The following is a 23,772-nucleotide window of genomic DNA, read 5'->3' as shown; positions in this document are numbered from 1 at the left end:
GCCGACACCATAATCGAGAGGATGACCGGCATGACCTTCACGGGACGCGAGCTCAGGACGACGCTCACCGAAGACGGGACGCTGACGCTCAGCCTCGAGGACGTGACCGTCCCGGCGCCCGGCCCGGACGAGATCGTCGTGCGCGTGGAAGCCGCCCCGATCAATCCGAGCGATCTCGGCCTGCTGCTCGGCCCCGCAGACATGAAGACGCTGGAGTCGTCCGGGACGGAGGAGCGCCCCATCGCCACGTTTCGGCTCCCCAAGGCGATCCTCGGCGGATTGCGTCCCCGGATCGGCCAGTCGCTCGCAGTCGGCAACGAGGGCGCCGGTATCGTCGTCGCAGCGGGCGAAAAGGCAAAGGCGCTGGAGGGGCGCCGCGTGGGCATGGTCGGCGGCGCGATGTTCGCCGACTATCGCGTCCTCAAGGCGCGCGAAGCGCTGCCGCTGCCCGATGGCGCCACCTCGGCCGAGGGTGCGGCGATGTTCGTCAATCCGCTGACCGCGCTCGGCTTCGTCGAGACGATGCGGATGGAGGGGCACACGGCGATCGTCCATACCGCAGCCGCCTCCAATCTCGGCCAGATGCTCCAGAAGCTCTGCCTCGCCGACGGCATCCCCCTGGTGAACATCGTGCGATCCGAGGAACAGGCCGACATCCTGCGCGCGCTCGGTGCGACCCATGTGCTCGACAGCCGCGCGGAGGATTTCCGCAAGCGGCTGACCGATGCCGTGGCCGAAACGGGCGCGACCTTGGCCTTCGATGCGATCGGCGGCGGCGATCTCGGCAGCACGGTCCTGCAGGCGATGGAGCAGGCCGCAAGCCGCAACGCCACCGAATATAGCCGCTACGGATCGAGCGTGTTCAAGCAGCTCTACGTCTATGGTGCGCTCGACCCTTCGCCCTCGACGCTCAACCGCCTGGCGTTCGGCTTCACATGGAGCGTGTCCGGCTGGCTGCTGTTCAACTTCCTGCGGCGCGCCGGGGCCGAGGTGAATGCGCGCATGCGCCAGCGGGTCGTCGACGAGCTCACCACCACCTTCGCCAGCCGTTACACCGCGACGATCGGGCTGGCCGAGGCACTGCGGCCGGACGTGCTCAAGGCCTATGAACGCAAGGCGACGGGCGAGAAATACCTGATCGACCCCACGCGCGGCTGACGCCGCTATTCCGGATCGAACAGCCCCTCGCCCAGCACCGTCTCGTAGGTGGCGATCGCCTCCTCGATCGATTGCCCCTCGTGCCCGCCTTGCAGATCGTGGGCGGCGTTGATCGAGGACAGGATCAGATGCGAAGCGATCAGCGGGTCGATCGGCCGCACCGTCCCCTCCGCCATCGCCTCGACCAGCGCGCCCATCACGCCCAGCGCTGTCCGCTGCGCATAGAGCAAGGCGAGATCGCGCACCGCGGGCGGCATCGCCTGATAGGCGGTCACCCGCAGCAGCGGAAATTCGTTCGCGAGCTGGAGCGCCAGCGCCGAAGTGACGGTGGTGGAAATCCGCCGCCACGGCGATTCATGCTCGCCATAGGCCTTGGCGCGCAGATCGGCGAGGCGGCGATGGCTGATCCGCCAGCAGGAGACGATCAGATCATCCTTGGCGTCGAGATGGTGATAGAAGCTGCCCTTGGTGCGATTGAGCTCGGCCATGATCCGCTTGACCGAGGCGCCGCGATAGCCGGTGTCGTTGATCAGCCGGGTGGCGACGCGCAGGAAGCTTTCCTGCTCGCCCGGCCCCGTCATCGCATCCGGCTCGATGATGCGGGCGTCCCAGGCGGTGCCGGCGGTGGTAATGCCGCCGTCGAGGATGCGGAAGAAGCGGCGACGGACGTTCGGCAGGTCCCCGATCGCGAACTGGCCGAGCCAGGTGTCCTGCCAGAACAGCGCTTCGTTGAGGATGTGCGCGCGCGCCGTCAGCAGGCGCTTGCGCGCCTCGTCAGTCGGCGGCCCGAAGAAGCCGCGAACCGCGCGGCGGATCGTGCGATACTGCGCGATCAGGCGGCTGCGCGCCTCCCCGTCCATTGACCTCATCTCGGAGAGGTTGGCGATCGGGCGCCCCCGCTCGCGCCGCGCCTGGGCGAAATCCTCGAAATACAGCTCGACATAGCGCGCGACGCGGGCGCGGGGGGTGGGTTCCCGCCCCGCTTCGTGCACCATCGCCGCCAGCCGCGCGAGCGCATCCTCGAACACGGCGGCGACCAGTTGCTCCTTCCGCCGGAAATAATAAGTGACGCTGGTGGTGGTGAGACCGAGCTCGCCGGCCACGTCCGCCAGGGTCATCCCGCGCATGCCCTTCCGGTTCAGAAGGATGGTCGCGGCATCGACGATCCGCTGCTTCTGCCGCTCGTAGCGATTGGCATTGTCCGGAACCGGGATCCCCGCCTCGTTATCGTCGTTGGTGGCCGTGGAAGCACGCATGGCTCCCTTATCGTCAAAGCACGGCCTTCTGTCGACCCAAAGGTCGCAAGGCATGTCCGTGATTTCGAATCATGGGTCAGATACGCACTGACCGATGCGATCGCGCTGCTCCTCGCTATTTTCATGAGAAAAGCCGCCGATCGGACTGGACACCGAGTCTCCTTCCCGCCATGAACGGCATCAATTCGAACTTGGGGTATGCAACCCGAGTCGACGACGCGAGGAGCCGGCGAATGGACTTTACGCTCAGCGAGCGGGAACGGCATTTCCAGGCGAAGGTCCGGGATTTCATGGCCGCGGAAGTCCGGCCACGCATCGCCGACTGCGCCCGCGAACTGGAGACGGGTGATCGCTGGGCACCGCTCGGAACGATCGAGGCGCTGAAGCCCAAGGCCAAGGCGGCGGGCCTCTGGAACCTGTTCATGCCGCCGGCTTCGGGCCATGCGCATGTCGATGACGGCTTCGTGTTCGAGGGCACGCAGCTCTCCAACCTCGAATATGCACTCTGCGCCGAGGAGATGGGCCGCATCGTCTGGGCACCGGAGGTGTTCAACTGCTCGGCGCCCGATACCGGCAACATGGAGGTACTGCACCGCTACGGCACCCGCGCGCAGAAGGATCGCTGGCTGAAGCCGCTGATGGACGGAGACATCCGTTCCGCCTTCCTGATGACCGAGCCCGAGGTGGCGTCTTCCGACGCGACCAACATCCGCACCTCGATCGTGCGCGATGGCGATCATTACGTGATCAACGGGCGAAAATGGTGGTCGTCCGGCATGGGCGATCCGCGCGCGAAGCTCGCCATCGTGATGGGCAAGACCAACCCTGACGCGCAGGCGCACGCCCAGCAGGCGATGATCCTCGTCGATGTCGATACGCCGGGCGTGAAGGTCGAGCGGCTGCTGTCTGTCTACGGCTATGATCACGCGCCCCACGGCCATGCCGAGGTGACGCTGACCGACGTGCGCGTGCCCGCCGAGAACCTGCTGCTCGGCGAGGGCCGCGGCTTCGAGATCGCGCAGGGGCGGCTCGGGCCGGGGCGCATCCATCACTGCATGCGCACGATCGGCGCCGCCGAGGAGGCGCTGGAGGCGATGGCGCGGCGGCTGATGTCCCGCACCGCCTTCGGCAAGCGCATCGCCGAGCACAGCGTGTGGGAGGAGCGGATCGCCCGCGCCCGCATCGACATCGAGATGACCCGCCTGCTCTGCCTCAAGGCCGCGGACATGATGGACCGCGCCGGCAACAAGGCGGCGAGGAACGAGATCGCGATGATCAAGGTGCAGGCGCCGCAGATGGCGCTCAGGATCATCGACGACGCGGTGCAGGCGCATGGCGGCGGCGGCGTCTCGGGCGATTTCCAGCTGGCGGCGGACTGGGCCAACATCCGGACCCTGCGCCTCGCCGACGGGCCGGACGAGGTCCATGCCCGCGCCATCGCCCGTGCCGAATTCGGCAAGTACCGGGACGCCGCCCGGTGAGCGATCTCGACGAGGGGAAGCTGGCGGGGTGGCTGAAGGAAGCCGCCTCCGCCGAGCTTCGTTCTGTCGAGAAATTCCCGGGCGGCCAGTCCAACCCGACCTATCGGGTCGCAACGTCGGCCGGGAATTTCGTGCTGCGCCGCAAGCCCTTCGGTCCGTTGCTGCCCTCGGCACACGCGGTCGATCGAGAATTTCGCCTGATCTGCGCCCTGCACCCGACCGGCTTTCCGGTGCCCCGCCCCGTCGCGCTGTGCGAGGACGAGAGCGTGATCGGTGCCGTCTTCTACCTGATGGAGATGGTCGAGGGCCGCACTCTCTGGGACGGGACGCTACCCGATGTCCCGAAGGCCGATCGGTCCGCTCATTACGAGGCGATGGTCGATACGCTGGCGGCGCTCCACGCGGTCGATCACGAGGCCGTCGGGCTCGGCGATTTCGGGCGGCCGGGCAATTATTTCGAGCGTCAGGTCCGACGCTGGACCAAGCAGTATCGCGCTTCGCAGACCGACGACATTCCCGAGGTCGAGAAACTGATCGAGTGGCTGCCCCGCACCCTGCCGGTGCAGACGCGCACCTCGATCATCCACGGCGACTACCGGATCGACAACCTGATCTACGCGCCGCATGCGCCCAAGGTGGCGGCGGTGCTCGACTGGGAGCTGACCACGATCGGCGATCCGCTCGCCGATTTCACCTACCTCGCGATGAACTGGGCGATGCCGCGCGATGGCCGCTCCGGCCTCGCCGGCGTCGATCTGGACACTGAAGGACTGCCGCCGCTCGATGCCATGGTGGAACGATACTGCGCCGCCACCGGCCGCGATGGAGTGCCCGATCTGCACTGGTATTTCGCCTACAACCTGTTCCGGCTGACCGGCATCGTCCAGGGCATCAAGAAGCGCATGATCGACGGCAATGCCTCGAGTGCGCAGGCCGCCGATACCGTCGCCAAGTTCGGGCTGCTGACGAGCGCCGCCTGGGCCGAGGCGCGCAAGGCCGGCGCCCCCGCATGAGGAGAGCGAAACGCATGGATTTGTTCGATCTGACCGGCAAGGTCGCGATCATCACCGGATCGTCGCGCGGCATCGGCCGCGCCATCGCCGAGGCCTATGCCGATGCCGGCGCGAAAGTGGTGATCTCCAGCCGCAAGCAGCCCGCCTGCGAGGAGGTGGCCGACGCGATCAACGCGAAGCATGGCGAGGAACGCGCTATCGCCATCGCCGCCAGCATCTCGGACAAGGCCGCGCTCGAGGCGCTGGTCGCAGAGACGAGGGCGCGCTTCGGCCGGATCGACATCCTCGTCTGCAACGCCGCCTCGAACCCCTATTACGGGCCGATGGCGGGGATCAGCGACGAGCAGTTCCGCAAGATCTTCGACAACAACGTGCTCGCCAACCACTGGCTGGTCGGCATGGTCGCGCCCGAGATGATCGAACGGAAGGATGGCACGATCGTCATCGTCTCGTCGATCGGCGGGTTGATCGGATCGGACGTGATCGGCGCCTACAACGTCTCCAAGGCGGCGGACTTCCAGCTTGTGCGCAACTTCGCGCTGGAGTTCGGCAAGCACAATGTCCGTGTCAACGCGATCGCACCGGGCGTCATCCGGACCGATTTCGCCAAGGCGCTGTGGGAGGATCCTAAGGCCGAGGCGGCGCTGAAGCGCGTCACCCCGCTCGGCCGCATCGGCGAGCCGGACGAGATCGCGGGCGCGGCGGTGTTCCTCGCCTCGAAGGCGGGTGCCTACGTCACCGGGCAGGGCATCGTCGTCGACGGCGGCACGACCATCCGGGGCGGCATGTGAGCGTGCGGTTCGCCGGCAAGAGCGTCCTCGTCACCGGGGCGGGATCGGGAATCGGCCGCGCCACCGCCCGCCTGTTCGCGGACGAGGGCGCGAAGGTGCTGGCGGTCGATGTGACCGACGGCGTCGAGGAAACCGCCGCCGGGCACGACGCGATCGCCGCGATGCGCGGCGATGCGGGCAGCGAGGCGGACGTGTCCGCGATGATCTCCGCCGCGATCGGCAAGCATGGCGGGATCGACGTGATCTTCGCCAATGCCGGGATCAGCGGCGGCCTGCCCGGCATCCTCGATCAGTCGGTGGAGGATTGGCAGGCGATCCTGCAGGTCAATCTGATCGGCCCGTTCCTCGCGATCAGGCATGGCGCGAAGGCGATGCTCGATGCGGGCAAGCCGGGCGCGATCGTCTGCACGGCCTCGGTCGCGGGCCTGCGCGCGGGCGCCGGTGGGCCGGCTTATTCGGCCTCCAAGGCAGGCGTGATCAATCTCGTGCAGACCGCCGCGCAACAGCTCAGCGGCTCCGGCATCCGCGTCAACGCGGTCTGTCCCGGCCTGATCGAGACGGGCATGACCCAGCCCTTCTACGACCTCGCCCGCGCCAAGGGCCGAGGCGACCAGCTGGGCCAGCTCAACCCGCTCAAGCGCGGGGGCGAGCCGATCGAGATCGCCACCGCCGTCGCCTTCCTCGCCTCCGACGAGGCGAGCTACGTCAACGGCCATGCGCTGGTCGTCGATGCGGGCCTCTCCTCCTCCCATCCCTTCGCCCGCCCGCGCGGCATCGGCGAGACGACCTTCTGACGAGAGACATCTCATGATCGAGACCAAGCTGCACGACGACGTCCTCGAGCTCGTGATGAACGACCCGCCGGTGAACGCGCTGGGCGCAAGCGTGCGGCAGGGCCTCGCCAAGGCGCTGGCCGAGGCGCAGGGCGATCCGGCCGTGAAGGCGATCGTGATCCGCGGCGGCGGCAAGATGTTCTCGGGCGGCGCCGACATCACCGAGTTCGGCAAGCCGCCGGTCGAGCCCTGGCTGCCCGCCCTGGTCGACGCGATCGAGGCGAGCGCCAAGCCGGTCATCGGCGCGATCCACGGCATGGCGCTAGGCGGCGGGCTGGAGGTGGCGCTGGGCTGCCACTACCGGATCGCCGACCCCGAGGCGAAGCTCGGCCTGCCGGAAGTCTCGCTCGGCATCCTGCCCGGCGCCGGCGGCACGCAGCGCCTGCCGCGCCTGATCGGCGCGGAGGCTGCGCTCGGCATGATCGTCTCGGGCACCCCCATTCCCGCCTCCAAGGCGGCGCAGGCCGGGCTCGTCGACAAGCTCTCGGAGAGCGACGACAGCCTCGCAGCCGAGGCGATCGCCTACGCCCGCACGCTTGAGACCCCGCGCCGCACGGGGGACCGCTCCGTCGCGGCCGACCCAGCGGTCTTCGAAAGGTTCGCGGCCGACAATGCCCGCAAGATCGATAACCTCGACGCGCCCAAGGCCTGCATCGAAGCGGTGAAGGCCGCAACCGAACTGCCGCTCACGGAAGGGCAGGAGAAGGAACGCGCGCTCTTCATGCAGCTCATCTCCGGCGATCAGTCCAGGGCGCTGCGCCACGTCTTCTTCGCCGAGCGCGCCGCCGCCCGGATCGATGGTCTGCCGAAGGACATCCGGCTCCGCCCGATCGGACGAGTCGGCGTGATCGGCGCCGGCACGATGGGCGGCGGCATCTCGATGAACTTCCTCTCCGCCGGCATTCCCGTCACCATCGTCGAGATGGCGCAGGAAGCGCTGGACCGCGGCACCGGCGTGATGCGAAGAAATTACGAGGCGACCGCCACCAAGGGCCGCCTCACCGCCGAGCAGGTGGAGAAGGCGATGGACCTGCTCACCCCCACGCTCGATTTCGACGCTCTCGCGAGCTGCGACCTGATCATCGAGGCGGCCTACGAGAATATGGACGTGAAGAAGGAGATCTTCGCGCGGCTCGATGGCATCGCCAAGCCGGGCGCGATGCTCGCCTCTAACACCTCCTATCTCTCGATCGACGAGATCGCGGCCGCTACCGCACGCCCGCAGGACGTACTCGGCCTCCACTTCTTCTCGCCCGCCAACGTGATGAAGCTCGTCGAGGTGGTGCGCGGTGCCCGGACAGCGCCCGATGCGCTCGCCACCGGCATGGCGCTGGCCCGGAAGATCGGCAAGGTGCCGGTGGTAGCCGGCGTTTGCTACGGCTTCATCGGCAACCGGATGCTGATCCCGCGCCAGACCAACGCCAACGCGCTGCTGCTTGAGGGCGCCACGCCGGAGCAGGTCGATCGCGTCCACACCGCCTTCGGGATGCCGATGGGGCCGTTCCAGATGGCCGATCTCGCCGGCGTCGACATCGGCTGGCACCGCGATCCGAGCCGCATCGAGAGCCTGCAGGATGCGCTGTGCGCGCAAGGGCGCTGGGGACAGAAGAAGCAGGCCGGCTTCTACGATTATGACGGGAAGCGGCAGCCCAGCCCCTCCCCCGTCGTCGCGAAGATCATCGACGATTTCCGCGTCAAGGCCGGTATCACCCCACGCGACATCTCCGACGAGGAGATCATGGTCCGCACACTTTATACGATGGTCAACGAAGGCGCGAAGATCCTCGAGGAAGGCATCGCCCAGCGCGCCTCCGACATCGATGTCGTGTGGAACTACGGCTATGGCTGGCCGCGCCACAAGGGCGGACCGATGTTCTGGGCCGACACGATCGGATGGGATAGGATCGTCGATGGCCTGATGCGTTACAAGGACAGGCTTGGGGACGATTTCACCCTCTCGCCGTTGCTCATGCAGCGCGCGGCAGAGGACAAGCCGCTCGACCGATAAAAGCATAAGGAGAGGATCATGCCGCTACGCTTCGCCGAACCGGCGACCGAGGCCTACCGCTTCCCGCTGACCATCCGCCACCTGCTCGACAGCGCGCTGACCACGGCGGGCGACCGGCGGATCGTCTATCGCGATCAGGGCAGCTGGACCTATCGCGAGTTCGCGGCCCGCGTCGGCCGTCTCGCCTCCCTTCTGGAGGGCGTCGGCGCCGAGCAGGGCATGACGGTCGCCGTGATGGACTGGGACAGCCACCGCTATCTGGAGGCCTATTTCGCGATCCCGATGATGGGCGCGGTGCTGCAGACGGTGAACGTCCGCCTGCCCCCGCCGCAGGTCGCCTACACGCTGAACCACGCGCACGCGGAGATCCTGCTCGTCCATCGCGATTTCTTCCCGCTGGTCGACGCGATCCTGCCTTCGCTGCCCGGCATCAAGGCGGTGATCGCGATCATGGACGGCGCCGAAGGCGAATTGCCGCCCTATGCGAAGGGCGAATATGAAGCGCTGTCGGCCGCCGCCTCGCCCGATTATCCGTTCGAGGATTTCGATGAGAACGCGCTCGCCACCACCTTCTACACCACCGGCACCACCGGCAATCCCAAGGGTGTCTGCTTCACCCACCGCCAGCTGGTGCTCCACACGCTGACCTGCAACGCGCCGTTCGGCACGCAGGAGGGCACCGGATTCGGCTACAGCGACGTTTACATGCCGTTGACGCCGATGTTCCACGTCCATGCCTGGGGTGTGCCGTACGTCGCGACGATGCTCGGCATGACGCAGGTCTATCCCGGCCGCTACGAGCCGGAGATGCTCTGCCGGCTGCGCACCGAGCACAAGGTCACCTACTCGCACTGCGTGCCGACGATCCTGCGCATGGTGCTCGACGCGGCCGATGCGACGGGCGCCGACGTCAGCGGCTGGACGCTCACCATCGGCGGATCGGCGCTGTCCGCGCAGCTGTGCGAGGAAGGGCGGCGGCGGGGCATGCGCCTGATCGCGGGCTACGGCATGTCGGAGACGGCCCCGCTCGTCGCGGTGGCGCGCATCCGCCCCGGCACCGAGGGCGACGAGGCGGCCGAGATCGAGGCGCTGACCGCCACGGTGCCGGCGCCGATGGTGTCCGCCCGGATCGTCGACGAGGACATGAACGACGTGGCCCATGACGGACGGGCGCGGGGTGAACTGGTGCTGCGCGCGCCGTGGCTGACGCCCTGCTACACCGGCGACGCGAAGGCGTCGGAGACGCTGTGGCGCGGCGGCTGGATGCACACGCAGGATATCGCGACGATCGATCCCGACGGCTATATCCGCATTCGCGACCGGCTGAAGGACGTGATCAAGACCGGCGGCGAGTGGATCGACTCGATCCAGCTCGAGGAGCTTGTGGCGACCGCCGAGAGCGTGGCCGAGGCCGCCGTGGTCGCCGTGCCCGATGCCAAATGGGGCGAGCGACCGCTAGCGGTGGTGGTGCCGAAGCCGGGCGCCGCGCCGACGCTCGACGAGCTCAACGCGCCGGTTGAAAAGGCGATCGGCGCCGGGGCTATCACGCGCTATGCGAAGCTCGAACGCTTCGAGATCGTCGATGCCCTGCCGCGCACCAGCGTCGGCAAGATCGACAAGAAGCTGATCCGCGCGAATCTCGCCGAGATGGCGAAGGAGGTGACGGCAGCGTGAGCCCCTTCGCCTTCCGATATGGCCCCCGGCTGGTGATGGGCGAAGGCGCCGCGGCGCGGATCGGCGAGTGGATCGCGCCGGGGCCAGTGCTGTTCGTCACCGACGCGCAGGTACTCGCGCTCGGCCTCGCCGATGCCGCGCTGGAGGGGCTGCGCGTCGACGGAAGGGCGATCGCCGTCTTCGATGCGGTGGAGGCCGATCCTTCGCGCATCACGCTGGAGGCTGCAGTCGCGGCCGGGCGCGCGGCGGGCGTGGCGAGCGTGATCGGCTTCGGCGGGGGCAGCCCGATGGATGTCGCCAAGCTGGCTGCCTATCTGCTCGGCTCGGGCGACGATCTCGATACGATCTGGGGCGTCGGCAACGCGCGCGGCACCGGCCTGCCGCTGGTGCTGGTGCCGACCACGGCGGGCACCGGATCGGAGGCGACGCCCGTCTCGATCATCACGCTGCCGGGCGACGAGAAGCGCGGTGTTTCCTCATCGGCCCTGATCGCCGAGCATGCGGTGCTCGATCCGCTGCTGACACTCGGCCTGCCTCGCTCCGTCACCGCCGCGACCGGGATGGATGCGATGGTCCACGCGATCGAGGCCTATACCTCCGCGCACCTCAAGAATCCGATGTCGGACATGCTGGCGCGCGAGGCGCTGCGGCTGCTGGCGCGCAATCTGCTGATGGCGTGTGAGACGCCGGACGACACGGCCGCGCGCTCGGCGATGCTGCTCGGCGCGCATCTCGCCGGCGTCGCCTTCGCCAATGCCCCCGTCGCGGGGGTGCATGCTCTCGCCTATCCGCTCGGCGGTCGCTTTCACGTGCCGCACGGCCTTTCCAACGTGCTGATGCTGCCGCACGTGCTGGGCTTCAACATGCACGCGGCGATGCCGCTCTATGCCGAGCTCGGGCCGATCGTCGATCCGGTGCTGGAGGGGCTCGGCCAACAGGCGCAGGCCGCAGGACTGGTCGAGGCGCTGCGTCGCATGTCGGAGACGGCGGGCATGCCGCAACATCTGCGCGACGTCGGGGTCGCGGCGGCCGATCTCGACACGCTCGCCGCCGATGCGATGATGCAGGAGCGCCTGCTGCGCAACAATCCGCGTCCGATCGCGATCGAGGACGCGCGTCTGCTTTACGAGGCTGCGCTGTGAGCCGCGATCCGCTCCGCCCTCGCTCCGCCTACCGCCACTGGACGCCGATCACCACGCGCTGGCACGACAACGACGTTTACGGCCACGTCAACAACACGGTCTATTACGGCTGGTTCGACACGGCGGTGAACGCCTGGCTGGTCGAGGCGGGGCTGCTCGACGTGGCGGCCGGCGATCCGATCGGCCTCGTCGTCGAGACCGGATGCCGCTACGCCGCGTCGCTCGCTTTCCCTCAAAAGATCGAGGTCGGATTGGCGGTGGCGAAGCTCGGCACGTCGAGCGTCACCTACCATCTCGGCATCTTCGCCGAAGGCGCGGCCGATGCCGCCGCGGAGGGCCATTTCACCCACGTCTATGTCGGCCGCGACAGCCGCCGCCCCGTTCCCCTGCCCGCCGCGTGGCGCGGCATGCTCGAAAGGCTGATCTGATGGATCTCCGTTTCTCGCCCGAGGAAGAGGCTTTCCGCGAGGAAGTGCGTACCTTCCTGAAGGAGAAGCTGCCCGCCCGCATCGCCGACAAGGTGCGTACCGGCAAGCGCCTCACCAAGGCCGACATGGTCGAGTGGCACGGCCTGCTCAACGAACGCGGCTGGTATGCCAACCACTGGCCGAAGGATTATGGCGGCCCCGGCTGGTCGGTCGCGCAGGCAGCGATCTTCGACGTCGAGAGCGCGCTGGCCCACGCGCCGCGGATCGTCCCCTTCGGTGTTTCGATGCTCGGCCCGGTGCTGATCAAATACGGATCGCAGGCGCAGAAGGATTACTGGCTGCCGCGCATCCTCGACGGCACCGACTGGTGGTGCCAGGGCTATTCGGAGCCCGGCGCGGGATCGGACCTCGCCAGTCTCAAGACGGCCGCCGTGCGAGACGGCGATCACTATGTCGTCAACGGCCAGAAGACCTGGACGACGCTCGGCCAATATGCCGACATGATCTTCTGCCTGGTCCGCACGTCCACCGAGGGCAAGAAGCAGGAGGGCATCTCCTTCCTGCTGATCGATATGAAGACGCCCGGCGTCGAGGTCCGCCCGATCATCCTGCTCGACGGCGAGCATGAGGTGAACGAGGTGTTCTTCACCGACGTGCGCGTGCCCGTCGAGAACCTCGTCGGCGAGGAGAATAAGGGCTGGACCTACGCCAAGTATCTGCTGACCTACGAGCGCGCGGGGCTGGCCGGCGTCGGCGGATCGATGGCGGCGTTCGATCACCTGAAGGAGATCGCGCGCAGCCAGCGCAAGGGCGGCAGGCCGCTCGCCGAAGATCCCCTGTTCGCGGCGCGGCTCGCGCGGCTGGAGATCGATCTGGAGAATATGAAGACCACCAACCTGCGCGTGCTCGCCGCGTCGGGCAGCGGCGGATCGGCGCCGCTGGAAATGAGCGCGATGCTCAAGATCCGGGGCACCGAAATCCGCCAGGAGATCACCAGCCTCACGCGGCGCGCACTGGGGCCCTACGCTCAGCCCTTTGTCAGCGAGGCACTGGACGAAGGCTTCAACGGCGATCCGATCGGACCGGATTATGCGGCCCCCGTCGCGGCTGACTATTTCAACAACCGCAAGCTCTCGATCTTCGGCGGCTCCAACGAGGTGCAGCGCGAGATCATCACCAAAGCGATGCTGGAGCTCTGACATGGACTTCAACCACAGCGAAGACCGGCAGATGCTGGCCGACACGCTCGGCCGCTATCTCCAGCAGCGCTATCCGATCGATGTGCGCAACACGATCAGCGGCTCGGACGAGGGCTGGTCGCGCGAGCATTGGGCGGCGCTCGCCGAACTCGGTGTCGTCGGCGCGCTGTTCGGCGAGGATACGGGGGGCTTCGGCGGCACCGGCTTCGACGTCGCGGCGGTGTTCGAGCAGCTCGGCAGGGCGCTGGTGGTGGAACCGTTCCTCGGCACGCTGATGGCTGGTCGGGCACTGGCCAAGGCGGGCGGACAGGAGGCGCTGCTCGGCGAAGTGATCGCCGGCACCACGCTTCTCGCCTTCGCGCACGAGGAACCGCAGAGCCGCTACGATCTCGCAGACGTTGAAACGCGCGCGACCCGCGCCGGTGACGGCTGGGCGCTCTCCGGCCACAAGGCGGTCGTCCTGCAGATCGAGGCGGCGGATCGCATCCTCGTCTCCGCGCGCGTCGCCGGCCAACCGGGCGAGGAAGCCGGCATCGGCCTGTTCCTCGTCGACAAGACGGGCGCCACCCTGCGTGGCTACCCGATGATCGATGGCGGGCGCGGCGGCGAGCTGGCGCTGGACAACACGCCCGCCACCTTGATCACCGAGGATGGCTACCCGCTGATCGAGGAGACGGTATCCGCCGGCATCGTCGCGCTCGCGTGGGAAGCCGTGGGCGTGATGGACGTGCTCAAGGCCTCGACGCTCGACTATCTGCGCACCCGCAAGCAGTTCGGCGTCCCGATCGGCAAGTTCCAGGCGTTGCAGCATCGCATGGCGACCGTCGCGCTGGAGATCGAGCAGGCCCGCTCCGCCGCGATCAACGCCGCCGATGCGCTCGACAAGGATCGGCATATTCGCGAGCGCGCCGTCTCGGCCGCCAAATATACGATCGGCAAGGTCGGCACGCTCGCCGCCGAGGAATCGATCCAGATGCACGGTGGCATCGGCATGACGTGGGAGCTGCCCCTCTCCCACTTCGCCAAGCGGCTGACGATGATCGGCCACCAGCTCGGCGATGACGATCATCATATCGGCCGCTACATCGCGCTGGGCCGGGCCGCGTGAGCGACCTGCTCGGCCGCCTGAGGGAGGATATCGGGACGCCGCGCGTCTCGGACTGGCTGACGGTCGATCAGCCGCTGATCGACCGCTTCGCCGATGCGACGCTCGATCGCCAATATATCCATGTCGATCCGGTGCGCGCCGCCGCCACGCCGTTCGGCGGCACGGTGGCGCACGGCCTGCTGACGCTCTCGCTGCTGCCCCACCTGATGGGCTCGATCCCGCAGCCCGATCGGCCGATGGCGCGCATGGGGATCAATTACGGCTTCGACCGGGTGCGCTTCGTCCATCCCGTCCGCTCGGGCAGCCGTATCCGCGCCGCCGCCACGCTGACCGCGATCGAGGAGATCGCGCCGGACACGTTCCAGCAGACCCACGACATCACCGTGGAGATCGAGGGTGAAGCCAAGCCCGCTCTGGTCGCCACCTGGCTCACCCGCTTCATGATCTGAACGACAGGAGATATTCATGCGCGACGCCGTCATCGTCTCCACCGCCCGCACACCGATCGGCCGCGCCTATCGCGGCGCGTTCAACGCCACCCCATCGCCGACGCTGGCCGCGCACGCGATCCGCGCGGCGGTCGAGCGCTCCGGCGTCGATCCCGCCGAGGTGGACGACTGCATCATCGGCGCCGCGCTGCCGCAGGGCGTGCAGCACACGATCGGCCGCACCGCCGCGCTGCGCGCCGGCCTGCCGGTGACGGTGGCCGGCATGACCATCGACCGGCAATGCGCGTCGGGCCTGATGGCGATCGCGACCGCCGCCAAGCAGGTGATCGTCGACCGCATGGAGGTCGTGGTGGCGGGCGGCGTCGAATCGATCTCGATGGTGCAGACGCCGCAGATGCGCGTCGGCCCCGATCCCGAGCTGCTGGCGATGCACAGGGACGTGTACATGCCGATGCTGCAGACCGCCGAGGTGGTGGCGAAGCGCTACGGCATTTCCCGAGAGCGGCAGGACGCCTACGGCCTGCGCTCGCAGGAGCTGACCGCGAAGGCACAAGCGGCAGGCGCGTTCGATCAGGAGATCGTCCCCGTCACCGCGATCATGGCGGTTACCGACAAGGCAACGGGCGAAACCTCGCATAAGGAGGTGACGCTCGCCAAGGATGAGGGCAATCGGCCGGACACCACCGCCGAGGGCCTCGCGGCGCTGAAGACGGTGGTCGAGGGCGGCGTGATCACCGCCGGCAACGCCTCGCAGCTGTCGGACGGCGCATCCGCCTGCGTGGTGATGGAGGCGGGGCTGGCGGCCGAACGCGGGCTCGCCCCGCTAGGCCGCTACGTCGGCATGGCGGTGGCGGGCACGGAGCCCGACGAGATGGGCATCGGCCCGGTCTTCGCGGTGCCGAAACTGCTCGAGCGCTTCGGCCTCGGCATGGACGATATCGGCCTGTGGGAACTGAACGAGGCCTTCGCCGTGCAGGTGCTTTACTGCCAGGACCGGCTCGGCATTCCGGGCGAACTGCTCAACGTGAATGGCGGCGCCATCTCGATCGGCCATCCCTACGGCATGTCGGGCGCGCGGATGGTCGGCCACGCGCTGATCGAGGGCAAGCGACGCGGCGCGAAGCACGTCGTCGTCACCATGTGCATCGGCGGTGGCATGGGCGCGGCCGGCCTTTTCGAGGTGCTGTGATGAAGGCGCTGCTCTCCCGCCAGCCCGGCGGCCCCGAAACGCTCGAGCTCGCCGACATCCCGACGCCGGAGCCCGGCAAGGGCGAGCTCAGGGTGCGCGTGCTCGCTTGCGCGATCAACTATCCCGACGTGCTGGTGATCGAGGACAAGTACCAGTTCAAGCCGGTCCGCCCCTTCGCGCCCGGCAACGAGATATCCGGCGTGGTCGATGCCGTCGGCGACGATGTATCCGGCTGGACGCCGGGCGATCGCCTGATCACCATCTGCGGCCATGGCGGGCTCGCCGAGCAGCTGGTGCTGCCTGCCGATCAGGCGATCCGCTTGCCCGAAGGCCAGGACCCGGTGGAGGGCGCCGCGCTGATCTTCACCTACGGCACGTCGATCCACGCGCTGGTGGATCGGGCGGCGCTCAAGGCCGGGGAGACGCTGCTGGTGCTCGGCGCGGCGGGCGGCATCGGCCTCTCGGCGATCGAGATCGGCAAGGCGATGGGAGCGACCGTCGTCGCTGCGGTGTCCAGCGAGGAAAAGGCGGCAGCCGCGACGGCCGCAGGCGCCGACCGTACGATCGTCTACGGGCGCGGGCCGTTCGACAAGGAGGGCTCGAAGGCTCTCGCGCAGGCTTTCAAAGAGGCGGTCGGCCCCAGGGGTGCCGACGTGATCTACGATCCGGTCGGCGGCGACTATGCCGAGCCAGCGCTGCGCAGTATCGCATGGGAGGGGCGCTATCTGGTCGTCGGTTTTCCCGCCGGCATCCCCAAACTGCCGCTCAACCTCACCCTGCTCAAGGCCTGCGACGTGCGCGGCGTGTTCTGGGGTGCGTTCGTCGCGCGCGAGCCGGCGCGCCATCGTGCTCATGTCGAGCAGCTGATGGCTTGGTGGCGGGAGGGGCGCATCCAACCGCATATCGATCGCGTCTATCCGCTCGCCGAGGGCGGCGATGCGATCATCCGGCTGGCCAGCCGCTCGGCGATCGGCAAGGTCGTCGTACGGGTGAGCGAGGGCTGAACCGCCCGCCTGCCATCCAGTTGACCCTATATTCAAATCAACGCGATCAACGATCGCGCGGCGGCGCGTGCCCTTGAGATATCGACGAGACCATTGCCGCATCTTCATTGTGCGGGGCGGCAAAGTGTTGCCGAGATGGCACCTCGATTCTGGTTATGACGCAAGACCATACCCGATATTCAATTCGACTTGACGCTTGTTCGGCCTTGCATCATCCTCCCCTCACTGACGGGCGCTGCGCACCGAATGATCGGGCGCGGCGGACCGGGGCGAGGAGGCGACAGACCCCAGCTCCGTGTCGGCCTGGCGGGAGAGGAAGGGGATCGTCTGATGCAGAACAAGACCAAGCTGTGCCTGGCCGTGTCCGGCGCGGCGCTGTTTGCCGCAAGTTCGTTTTCGTCCGCACTCGCGCAGGCCGCGCCCGCGCCCCGGCCGGTCGCGACGGGCGACGCGCCGAGGAGCGTCGACGAGATCATCGTCACCGCGCAGAAGCGCTCCGAAAATCTCCAGAACGTCCCCATCGTTGTGACGACCGTGAACAGGCAGTTGCTGCAGGATTCGGGGGTCAAGGACATCAAGGATCTGGCCCTGCTCGCGCCGGGCCTGCTCGTCACCTCGACGACCAGCGAAGCCTCCACCACCGCACGCATCCGCGGCATCGGCACGGTGGGCGACAATGCCGGTCTCGAATCCTCGGTCGGCGTGGTGATCGACGGCGTCTATCGCCCGCGCAACGGTGTCGGCTTCGGTGATCTCGGCAACGTCGACCGGATCGAGGTACTGAAAGGCCCGCAGGGCACGCTGTTCGGCAAATCGGCGACGGCCGGCGTGATCAACATCCTCACCGCCGCGCCCAAGAACAAGTTCGGCATCGATGCCGAGGTGGAGGCGGGCAATTACGGCGATATCGGCGGATCGGCCGAGATCACCGGCCCGATCGTCAACGACAAGGTCGCCGCCAGCCTCTATTTCGCGGATCGCCACCGCGACGGCTTCTTCGATGTGGACACAGGCCCCGGTCCGCGCACCTCGACCCACGACACCAACCGCGACTTCTACACGATCCGCGGCCAGCTGCTGTTCACCCCGTCCGACACGTTCAAGGCGCGCGTGATCGCGGACTATTCGAAGCGGCACGAGGAATGCTGCATCGCCGTGATCACCCGTGCCAGCCAGGAACCGGCACCCAATCTCGCCAACAACATCGTCGCGGCGCTCGGCGGCAACGACGGCGATCCCGCTCACCCGTACCGCCGTCAGGCCTATGCCAACCAGCCCGACGGCCAGCGCGTGCGCGACGCCGGCATCTCGCTGCAGGCGGACTGGGATATCGGGCCGGGGACGCTCACCTCGATCAGCGCCTATCGCGACTGGCGGAACATTTCCGGCTTCGATGCCGATTTCTCCACCGCCGACATCGATTATCTGCCGCCGGACAAGAGCAATTCCACGCGCTTCCGCACCTTCAGCCAGGAACTGCGCTATGCGGGCACCTCCGGCAATCTCGACTGGCTGATCGGCGGCTTCTACAGCCACGAGAAGCTCAACCAGAACACCAGCGTGCGCGTCGGCAGCGACTTCACGCCCTATCTCAGCCTGCTCTTCTCCTCGCTGGTCGAGGGCGCGCCCGATCCGACCTTCCTGCAGACCGGGCTGACCTTCCCGTTCGTCGGCGGAGTGAACTATGCAGCCGGTTCCGGCTCGCTCGATCGCTACCGCCAGCTCGACAAGACCTATGCCCTGTTCACCAACGAGACCTATCACTTCAGCGATGCGCTGAGCCTCAATGTCGGGCTGCGCTATTCGATCGACGACAAGGTGCTCAACCAGACGAGCAGCAACATCGGCAACGGTGCCGGCTGCGCGGCCGCCAACGCCGCGTTCGGTATTCTGGAAGCGGTCAACCCGGCGGCGGCGGCGCAGCTCGCGCAGGTCAACGAGACGATGTGCCTGCCCTTTCTCAGCCCCGGCTACAACAATTTCACCAACCGCCAGTCGCACACCGAACATGCGCCGACCGGCACCGCCAAGCTCGCCTATCGCTTCGGGCCGGAGCTGATGGTCTATGCCTCCTACGCACGCGGCTACAAGGCGGGCGGCTTCAACCTCGATCGCGTCGAATGCACGGTCGGCGAGGCGGATTGCCTGCCCGGCAGCGCGGCGGTGATCACCCCGATCCGCAACACCCGCTTCCACGACGAGACCAACAATGCGTTCGAAGTGGGCGAGAAGGCGACCCTGCTCGATCGCAAGCTGCTGCTCAACGCCGCGCTCTTCTACCAGAGCTACAAGAACTTCCAGCTCAACACCTTCAACGGGCTGGTCTTCGTGGTCGATTCGATCCCCAAGGTGATCAGCAAGGGCGTGGATGCGGACTTCGTCTGGTTCGCCGATCCCAAGCTGACCTTCCAGGGCGGCATCACCGTCGCCGACACGCGCTACCATCTGAACAGCGCGGAACTGGCCGATCTGGAGTTGCGCACCGGCTTCCAGGGCGGGCGGCACTCGCGCCTGTCGCTGGCGCCGCTCTATTCGGCCTCGCTGTCGGGCACCTTCACCCAGCCGATCGGCGAGGATTACCAGCTGCGCTTCAACATGGGTGCCAAATATTCGTCGAAATACAATACCGGCTCCGATCTCGATCCCGGCAAGGAGCAGAAGGGTTATGTGCTGGCCAATGCCCGGCTGGGCTTCGGGCCGACGAACAAGCGCTGGTCGGTCGAGATGTGGACCGAGAACATGTTCAACACGCACTACAAGCAGGTAGCGTTCGACAACGGCTTCCAGAACGTGCCGACCAATGCGACCGGCGTGCTCGATGCCTTCCTCGGCGCGCCGCGCACCTTCGGTGCAACCCTGCGCCTGCATTATTGAGCCGATACGGGGCGGCTCGCTCCCTGATAGAGAGCGAGCCGCGCCTCCTCACATCCCGTCGACGCTCTTGCTGACGAGGACGTTGACCGCCACGCGGCGATTCTCGGCTTTGCCCTCGGGCGTGTCGTTGCTGGCCGCCGGATCGGCCTTGGCCATCCCCGTCGGGGTCAGCATGCGATAGGGCTTCCAGCCGCAGCTCTGCTGGAGATAGTTGATCACGCGCGCCGCACGCTTCTCGCTGAGCGCCTGGTTGAGGTCGTCGCCGCCGGTCGAGTCGGTGTAGCCGACGACCAGCAACAGCGCGTTCTCGTTGGTCTGCGCGGTGTTGGCGGTCTGGCAGAGCTCCGCCTTGTCCTGATCGGAGAGCTGCGCCTTGCCCGTGTCGAAATGCACGTTGGTCGTGGCCTTGATATTGTACTTGTCGATGTCGCCCATGCGGCCCTTCAGCGCCTCGGTCGCGGCGGTCTGCTCGTCGAAGCGCTGGGACGTGCCGTTGCGGATCATGCTGGCGGTCTTGAGGTCGCCATTCTTGAGGCTGACCTGGCTCGCCACGAGACCGTCGCCCGACTGCATCGTCTTGACCGTGACCGGCAATCCGTTGAGCAGCGAATCCGCGCCGAGCTTGCCGCGGCCGCCGAACAGGCCCGATGCGGCCTTGATCCTGGTCTGATCGTTGACCGCAATCACTGTGCTGCTGCCGTCGGCGGCCAGCACCTTGATCTTGTCGTCGTTGCGCGCGGTGATCGTGCCCTTGATTTCCGGCCCGGGAGTCGACGGTGCAGGTGCCGCCGCCGGCGGTGGGGGCGGGAGCGTCCCATTGACGACGATATTGGGATCGGGCGCGGCCTGTTCCTGGGCGAACAGGCTGCCCGACGCCGATATGGTCAGCACGGCAAACAAGGCGCGGACTTCCGGCCGCTTGGATATGATACGCATGGAACGAACCCTCTCGAAATTGTTCGGGACGGCTTGGGTGTTCAGGACAACCTGTCTCCCAGATTAACCTTCCCCGGAGTCTCGTCCGTTGCGCGGGCGATTCGAGCGTCGCTTGCGGCAAACCGAATGAACCGGCAGCCTCCGGGACTGTCGAGGCGCGGATCGTCCGGAGACCATCGGGCAATCGATTGCAGCGCCTTCGGCCTCGATGTTGCGGCGCGATTCTGTCCAGAGACGGGAGCGGCGCGCCCAAGACGATCGCCGGGATGCCGTGGATATCATGTTGCGGCGGCATGATGCTGCACCGCACATTCCGGCTCAACATTTGTTAGACCTCCGCAATCGGACCGGTTAGAGCGCGCTCTCGAAAGGATCGGCGAAGATGAAGAAGCTTTATCCTGATGCGACCGCGGCGCTGGAGGGCATTCTGCGCGACGGCATGCTGATCGCGGCAGGTGGTTTTGGCCTGTGCGGCATACCCGAGCGTCTGCTGGACGCGATCCAGGCTTCGGGCGTGAAGGGGCTCACCTTCGCCTCGAACAATGCCGGCATCGACAACGAGGGCATCGGCAAGCTGCTGCGCACCAAGCAGGTCGCCAAGATGATCTCGTCCTACGTGGGCGAGAACAAGGAATTCGAGCGGCAATATCTCTCCGGCGAGCTGGAGGTGGAGTTCTGCCCGCAAGGCACGCTCGCCGAGCGGCTGCGCGCGGGCGGCGCGGGCATCCCCGGCTTCTACACCAAGACCGGCGTCGGCACCCAGGTGGCCGAGGGCAAGGAGGTGAAGAGCTTCGGCGGCGAGGATTATATCCTCGAACAGGGCATCTTCGCCGATCTCGCCATCATCAAGGGCTGGAAGGCGGACGAGAGCGGCAACCTGATCTTCCGCAAGACCTCGCGCAACTTCAACCATCCGGCGGCCACGGCCGGCAAGATCTGCGTCGCCGAGGTGGAAGAGATCGTGCCGGTGGGCAGCCTCGATGGGGACGCGATCCACCTGCCGGGCATCTACGTCAACCGCCTGATCCTGGGCGCGCCCTACGACAAGAAGATCGAGCAGCGCACGACCCGCCCGAGAGATGGGCGCAAGAGGGAGGCCGCATAATGGCGTGGACCCGCGACGAGATGGCGGCGCGTGCCGCCCGCGAGCTGAAGGACGGTTTCTACGTCAACCTCGGCATCGGCATCCCGACCCTGGTGGCGAACCATGTGCCGGACGGCGTCGAGGTGACGCTCCAGTCCGAGAACGGCATGCTCGGCATCGGCCCCTTTCCGTTCGAGGGCGAGGAGGATGCCGATCTGATCAACGCGGGCAAGCAGACCGTCTCGGAGCTGCCGCAGACCGCCTATTTCTCCTCGGCCGACAGCTTCGCGATGATCCGCGGCGGGCATATCGACCTCGCCGTGCTGGGCGCGATGGAAGTCGCCGAGAATGGCGACATCGCCAACTGGATGATCCCGGGCAAGATGGTGAAGGGCATGGGCGGCGCCATGGACCTCGTCGCCGGCGTCAAGAAGATCATCGTCGTGATGGAGCACACCTCCAAGGACGGCTCTGCCAAGTTCATCCCGGCCTGCACGCTGCCGCTGACCGGACTCAACGTCGTCGACATGATCGTCACCGATCTCTGCGTCTTCGCCCGCCCCGATCACGACAGCCCGTTCAAACTGGTCGAGCTGGCGCCGGGCGTCACCGCCGAGGACATCGCCGCGAAGACCACCGCCCGGTACGAGGCCGTCTGATGCGCTTCACCGGCACCGACAGCTACGTCGCGACCGACGATCTCAAGGTGGCGGTGAACGCCGCGGTGACGCTGCGCCGCCCGCTGCTGGTGAAGGGCGAGCCCGGCACCGGCAAGACGGTGCTCGCCCACGAGATCGCGGCGGCGGCGAACGCCCCGCTGATCGAGTGGCACGTCAAGTCCACCACCAAGGCCCACCAGGGCCTCTACGAATATGACGCGGTCGCCCGCCTGCGCGACGGCCAGCTCGGCGATTCGCGCGTCCACGACATCGCCAACTACATCCGCAAGGGGAAGCTCTGGGAGGCCTTCACCTCCCCCACCCTCCCCGTGCTGCTGATCGACGAGATCGACAAGGCCGACATCGAATTCCCCAACGACCTGTTGCAGGAACTCGATCGCATGTCGTTCGACGTCTACGAGACGGGCGAGACCGTGACGGCGCGCGAGCGGCCCATCGTGGTGATCACGTCGAACAACGAGAAGGAGCTGCCCGACGCTTTCCTGCGCCGCTGCTTCTTCCATTACATCCGCTTCCCCGATCGCGAGACGATGCAGGCGATCGTCGCCGTCCACTTCCCGGACATCGAGAAACGGCTGGTGTCGCGCGCGCTCGACATCTTCTACGAGGTGCGCGAGGTGCCGGGCCTCAAGAAGAAGCCCTCGACCAGCGAACTGATCGACTGGCTGAAGCTGCTGCTCCACGAGGACATGCCGCTGGACGTGCTCGCCGAGAAGGATATCCGCAAGGCCATCCCTCCGCTCCACGGCGCGCTGCTCAAGAACGAGGCCGACGTGATGCTATTCGAGCGGCTGGCCTTCCTGGCGCGGCGACAGGGTTCCTGAGCGGAAATCAATCCCGCAGCCGGTCGGGATGGAGCAGCGCCATGCTGACCACGTCGATCCAGCGCCCGTCAATGAACTGGGCGCGCGCCGCCCGCCCCTCCTCGCGGAAGCCCATCGTGGCATAGAGGCCGATCGCAGGCAGATTGTCGGCGAAGACCGACAGCGCAAGCCGCGTCAGGTTCAGGTGATCCCAGCAATAGCCGATCGCGACCCCCAGCGCGTCGCGACCCAGTCCGCGGCGGCGAAACTTGGGATCGCCGATGCGCAGGCCGATCGTCGCCGACCGGTGGACCGGGTGGATATTCAGGATCTGCACGAAGCCGATGATGTCCACATCGCGGCGTGAGCGAATCGCGAAGAAGATGCGCGAAGCATCGCCCCCCGCATTGAGCCAGAAATCCTCGTGCCGCTGCCAGTTGGCGGGGCGATAGGGCTCGTTCAGCCGTGCATCGCCGGGATCGTCGCCCCACTGGAAGAGGCGGGGAATGTCGACCGGCAGGATCGGACCCAATGCGATGTCCCGGCCGAAGATCATGCGAGCGCCCCTTTGCTGCCCCCCGCACGCTCTCCTGCCTGCGGCGGCTGTCGCCGGGCTGAACAAAGTGCACGCTTCCCTCGGCAGCCGGCCTGTGCCAGCGTCG

The 23,772-nt window shown here is 67.2% G+C and carries 21 protein-coding genes; 18 read left to right on the top strand and 3 right to left on the bottom strand.

The window, feature by feature from the left end; all coding sequences use genetic code 11:
- The first annotated feature begins 30 nt into the window (after positions 1 to 30).
- On the top strand, positions 31 to 1,158 hold the full coding sequence (locus HZF05_RS01055; RefSeq protein WP_160364774.1) for a zinc-binding dehydrogenase: 1,128 nt from the start codon (positions 31 to 33) through the stop codon (positions 1,156 to 1,158).
- Positions 1,159 to 1,163: 5 nt separating this feature from the next.
- Here the strand turns inward: HZF05_RS01055 and HZF05_RS01050 are convergent, their stop codons facing one another.
- Complete coding sequence (locus tag HZF05_RS01050) at positions 1,164 to 2,414, bottom strand: TetR/AcrR family transcriptional regulator (RefSeq protein ID WP_160364773.1); 1,251 nt, start codon at positions 2,412 to 2,414, stop codon at positions 1,164 to 1,166.
- A gap of 233 nt (positions 2,415 to 2,647) precedes the next feature.
- Between HZF05_RS01050 and HZF05_RS01045 the strand changes: the two genes are divergently transcribed.
- The 14 genes from HZF05_RS01045 to HZF05_RS00980 all read left to right on the top strand — a co-directional run bounded on the left by HZF05_RS01045 (position 2,648) and on the right by HZF05_RS00980 (position 19,607).
- Positions 2,648 to 3,895: an acyl-CoA dehydrogenase family protein gene (locus tag HZF05_RS01045; protein ID WP_160364772.1), complete on the top strand. Its 1,248-nt coding sequence runs from the start codon at positions 2,648 to 2,650 to the stop codon at positions 3,893 to 3,895.
- Positions 3,892 to 4,908 carry a phosphotransferase family protein gene (locus tag HZF05_RS01040; RefSeq protein ID WP_160364771.1) on the top strand — a complete coding sequence of 339 codons (1,017 nt, stop codon included), beginning with the start codon at positions 3,892 to 3,894 and terminating at the stop codon, positions 4,906 to 4,908. The genes HZF05_RS01045 and HZF05_RS01040 overlap by 4 nt, the downstream gene beginning before the upstream one ends.
- Before the next feature lie 14 nt (positions 4,909 to 4,922).
- Positions 4,923 to 5,699, top strand: coding sequence for an SDR family NAD(P)-dependent oxidoreductase (locus HZF05_RS01035; protein ID WP_160364770.1), 777 nt, complete (start codon positions 4,923 to 4,925; stop codon positions 5,697 to 5,699).
- Positions 5,696 to 6,493 (top strand): SDR family oxidoreductase, encoded by a 798-nt coding sequence (locus HZF05_RS01030; RefSeq protein WP_160364769.1) that lies wholly within the window; start codon positions 5,696 to 5,698, stop codon positions 6,491 to 6,493. The genes HZF05_RS01035 and HZF05_RS01030 overlap by 4 nt, the downstream gene beginning before the upstream one ends.
- A gap of 13 nt (positions 6,494 to 6,506) precedes the next feature.
- Positions 6,507 to 8,540 carry a 3-hydroxyacyl-CoA dehydrogenase NAD-binding domain-containing protein gene (locus tag HZF05_RS01025; protein WP_160364768.1) on the top strand — a complete coding sequence of 678 codons (2,034 nt, stop codon included), beginning with the start codon at positions 6,507 to 6,509 and terminating at the stop codon, positions 8,538 to 8,540.
- 18 nt (positions 8,541 to 8,558) lie between these two features.
- Entirely contained in the window at positions 8,559 to 10,214 is a 1,656-nt protein-coding gene (locus tag HZF05_RS01020; RefSeq protein ID WP_160364767.1) for a long-chain-fatty-acid--CoA ligase, read from the top strand.
- A complete protein-coding gene (locus HZF05_RS01015) occupies positions 10,211 to 11,356 on the top strand; it encodes an iron-containing alcohol dehydrogenase (protein WP_160364766.1) in 1,146 nt (381 codons plus the stop codon). Before HZF05_RS01020 ends, HZF05_RS01015 begins: the two co-directional genes overlap by 4 nt.
- Positions 11,353 to 11,784 carry a thioesterase family protein gene (locus HZF05_RS01010; RefSeq protein WP_160364765.1) on the top strand — a complete coding sequence of 144 codons (432 nt, stop codon included), beginning with the start codon at positions 11,353 to 11,355 and terminating at the stop codon, positions 11,782 to 11,784. The genes HZF05_RS01015 and HZF05_RS01010 overlap by 4 nt, the downstream gene beginning before the upstream one ends.
- On the top strand, positions 11,784 to 12,983 hold the full coding sequence (locus HZF05_RS01005) for an acyl-CoA dehydrogenase family protein (protein WP_160364764.1): 1,200 nt from the start codon (positions 11,784 to 11,786) through the stop codon (positions 12,981 to 12,983). Before HZF05_RS01010 ends, HZF05_RS01005 begins: the two co-directional genes overlap by 1 nt.
- A gap of 1 nt (position 12,984) precedes the next feature.
- Positions 12,985 to 14,091, top strand: coding sequence for an acyl-CoA dehydrogenase family protein (locus tag HZF05_RS01000; RefSeq protein ID WP_160364763.1), 1,107 nt, complete (start codon positions 12,985 to 12,987; stop codon positions 14,089 to 14,091).
- On the top strand, positions 14,088 to 14,540 hold the full coding sequence (locus tag HZF05_RS00995; RefSeq protein WP_160364762.1) for a MaoC/PaaZ C-terminal domain-containing protein: 453 nt from the start codon (positions 14,088 to 14,090) through the stop codon (positions 14,538 to 14,540). Before HZF05_RS01000 ends, HZF05_RS00995 begins: the two co-directional genes overlap by 4 nt.
- Before the next feature lie 16 nt (positions 14,541 to 14,556).
- Positions 14,557 to 15,729 carry an acetyl-CoA C-acyltransferase gene (locus tag HZF05_RS00990; RefSeq protein ID WP_160364761.1) on the top strand — a complete coding sequence of 391 codons (1,173 nt, stop codon included), beginning with the start codon at positions 14,557 to 14,559 and terminating at the stop codon, positions 15,727 to 15,729.
- The gene (locus HZF05_RS00985) at positions 15,729 to 16,733 is read left to right on the top strand and encodes an NADPH:quinone oxidoreductase family protein (RefSeq protein WP_181638762.1); all 1,005 of its coding nucleotides are present in this window, start codon (positions 15,729 to 15,731) and stop codon (positions 16,731 to 16,733) included. Before HZF05_RS00990 ends, HZF05_RS00985 begins: the two co-directional genes overlap by 1 nt.
- Positions 16,734 to 17,063: 330 nt before the next feature.
- Entirely contained in the window at positions 17,064 to 19,607 is a 2,544-nt protein-coding gene (locus HZF05_RS00980; protein WP_160364760.1) for a TonB-dependent receptor, read from the top strand.
- Positions 19,608 to 19,655: 48 nt separating this feature from the next.
- Here the strand turns inward: HZF05_RS00980 and HZF05_RS00975 are convergent, their stop codons facing one another.
- Positions 19,656 to 20,543: an OmpA family protein gene (locus HZF05_RS00975; RefSeq protein ID WP_160364759.1), complete on the bottom strand. Its 888-nt coding sequence runs from the start codon at positions 20,541 to 20,543 to the stop codon at positions 19,656 to 19,658.
- Positions 20,544 to 20,925: 382 nt separating this feature from the next.
- Here HZF05_RS00975 and HZF05_RS00970 point away from each other — a divergent pair, with 382 nt between their 5' ends.
- Genes HZF05_RS00970 through HZF05_RS00960 form a run of 3 tightly spaced genes read left to right on the top strand, consistent with a single transcriptional unit; the run spans position 20,926 to position 23,131 of the window.
- Positions 20,926 to 21,648: a CoA transferase subunit A gene (locus HZF05_RS00970; protein WP_160364758.1), complete on the top strand. Its 723-nt coding sequence runs from the start codon at positions 20,926 to 20,928 to the stop codon at positions 21,646 to 21,648.
- Positions 21,648 to 22,286 carry a CoA transferase subunit B gene (locus HZF05_RS00965; protein ID WP_160364757.1) on the top strand — a complete coding sequence of 213 codons (639 nt, stop codon included), beginning with the start codon at positions 21,648 to 21,650 and terminating at the stop codon, positions 22,284 to 22,286. Before HZF05_RS00970 ends, HZF05_RS00965 begins: the two co-directional genes overlap by 1 nt.
- Positions 22,286 to 23,131, top strand: a complete 846-nt coding sequence (locus HZF05_RS00960) for an AAA family ATPase (protein WP_160364756.1) — start codon at positions 22,286 to 22,288, stop codon at positions 23,129 to 23,131. Before HZF05_RS00965 ends, HZF05_RS00960 begins: the two co-directional genes overlap by 1 nt.
- Before the next feature lie 7 nt (positions 23,132 to 23,138).
- On the opposite strand, the gene HZF05_RS00955 is transcribed toward HZF05_RS00960, so the two are convergent.
- Positions 23,139 to 23,666: a GNAT family N-acetyltransferase gene (locus tag HZF05_RS00955; protein ID WP_160364755.1), complete on the bottom strand. Its 528-nt coding sequence runs from the start codon at positions 23,664 to 23,666 to the stop codon at positions 23,139 to 23,141.
- Positions 23,667 to 23,772 lie beyond the last annotated feature (106 nt).

The organism is Sphingomonas chungangi (genome assembly GCF_013778325.1).
Taxonomy (GTDB): domain Bacteria; phylum Pseudomonadota; class Alphaproteobacteria; order Sphingomonadales; family Sphingomonadaceae; genus Solisphingomonas; species Solisphingomonas chungangi.
This window is presented reverse-complemented; position numbering and strand designations above follow the sequence as displayed.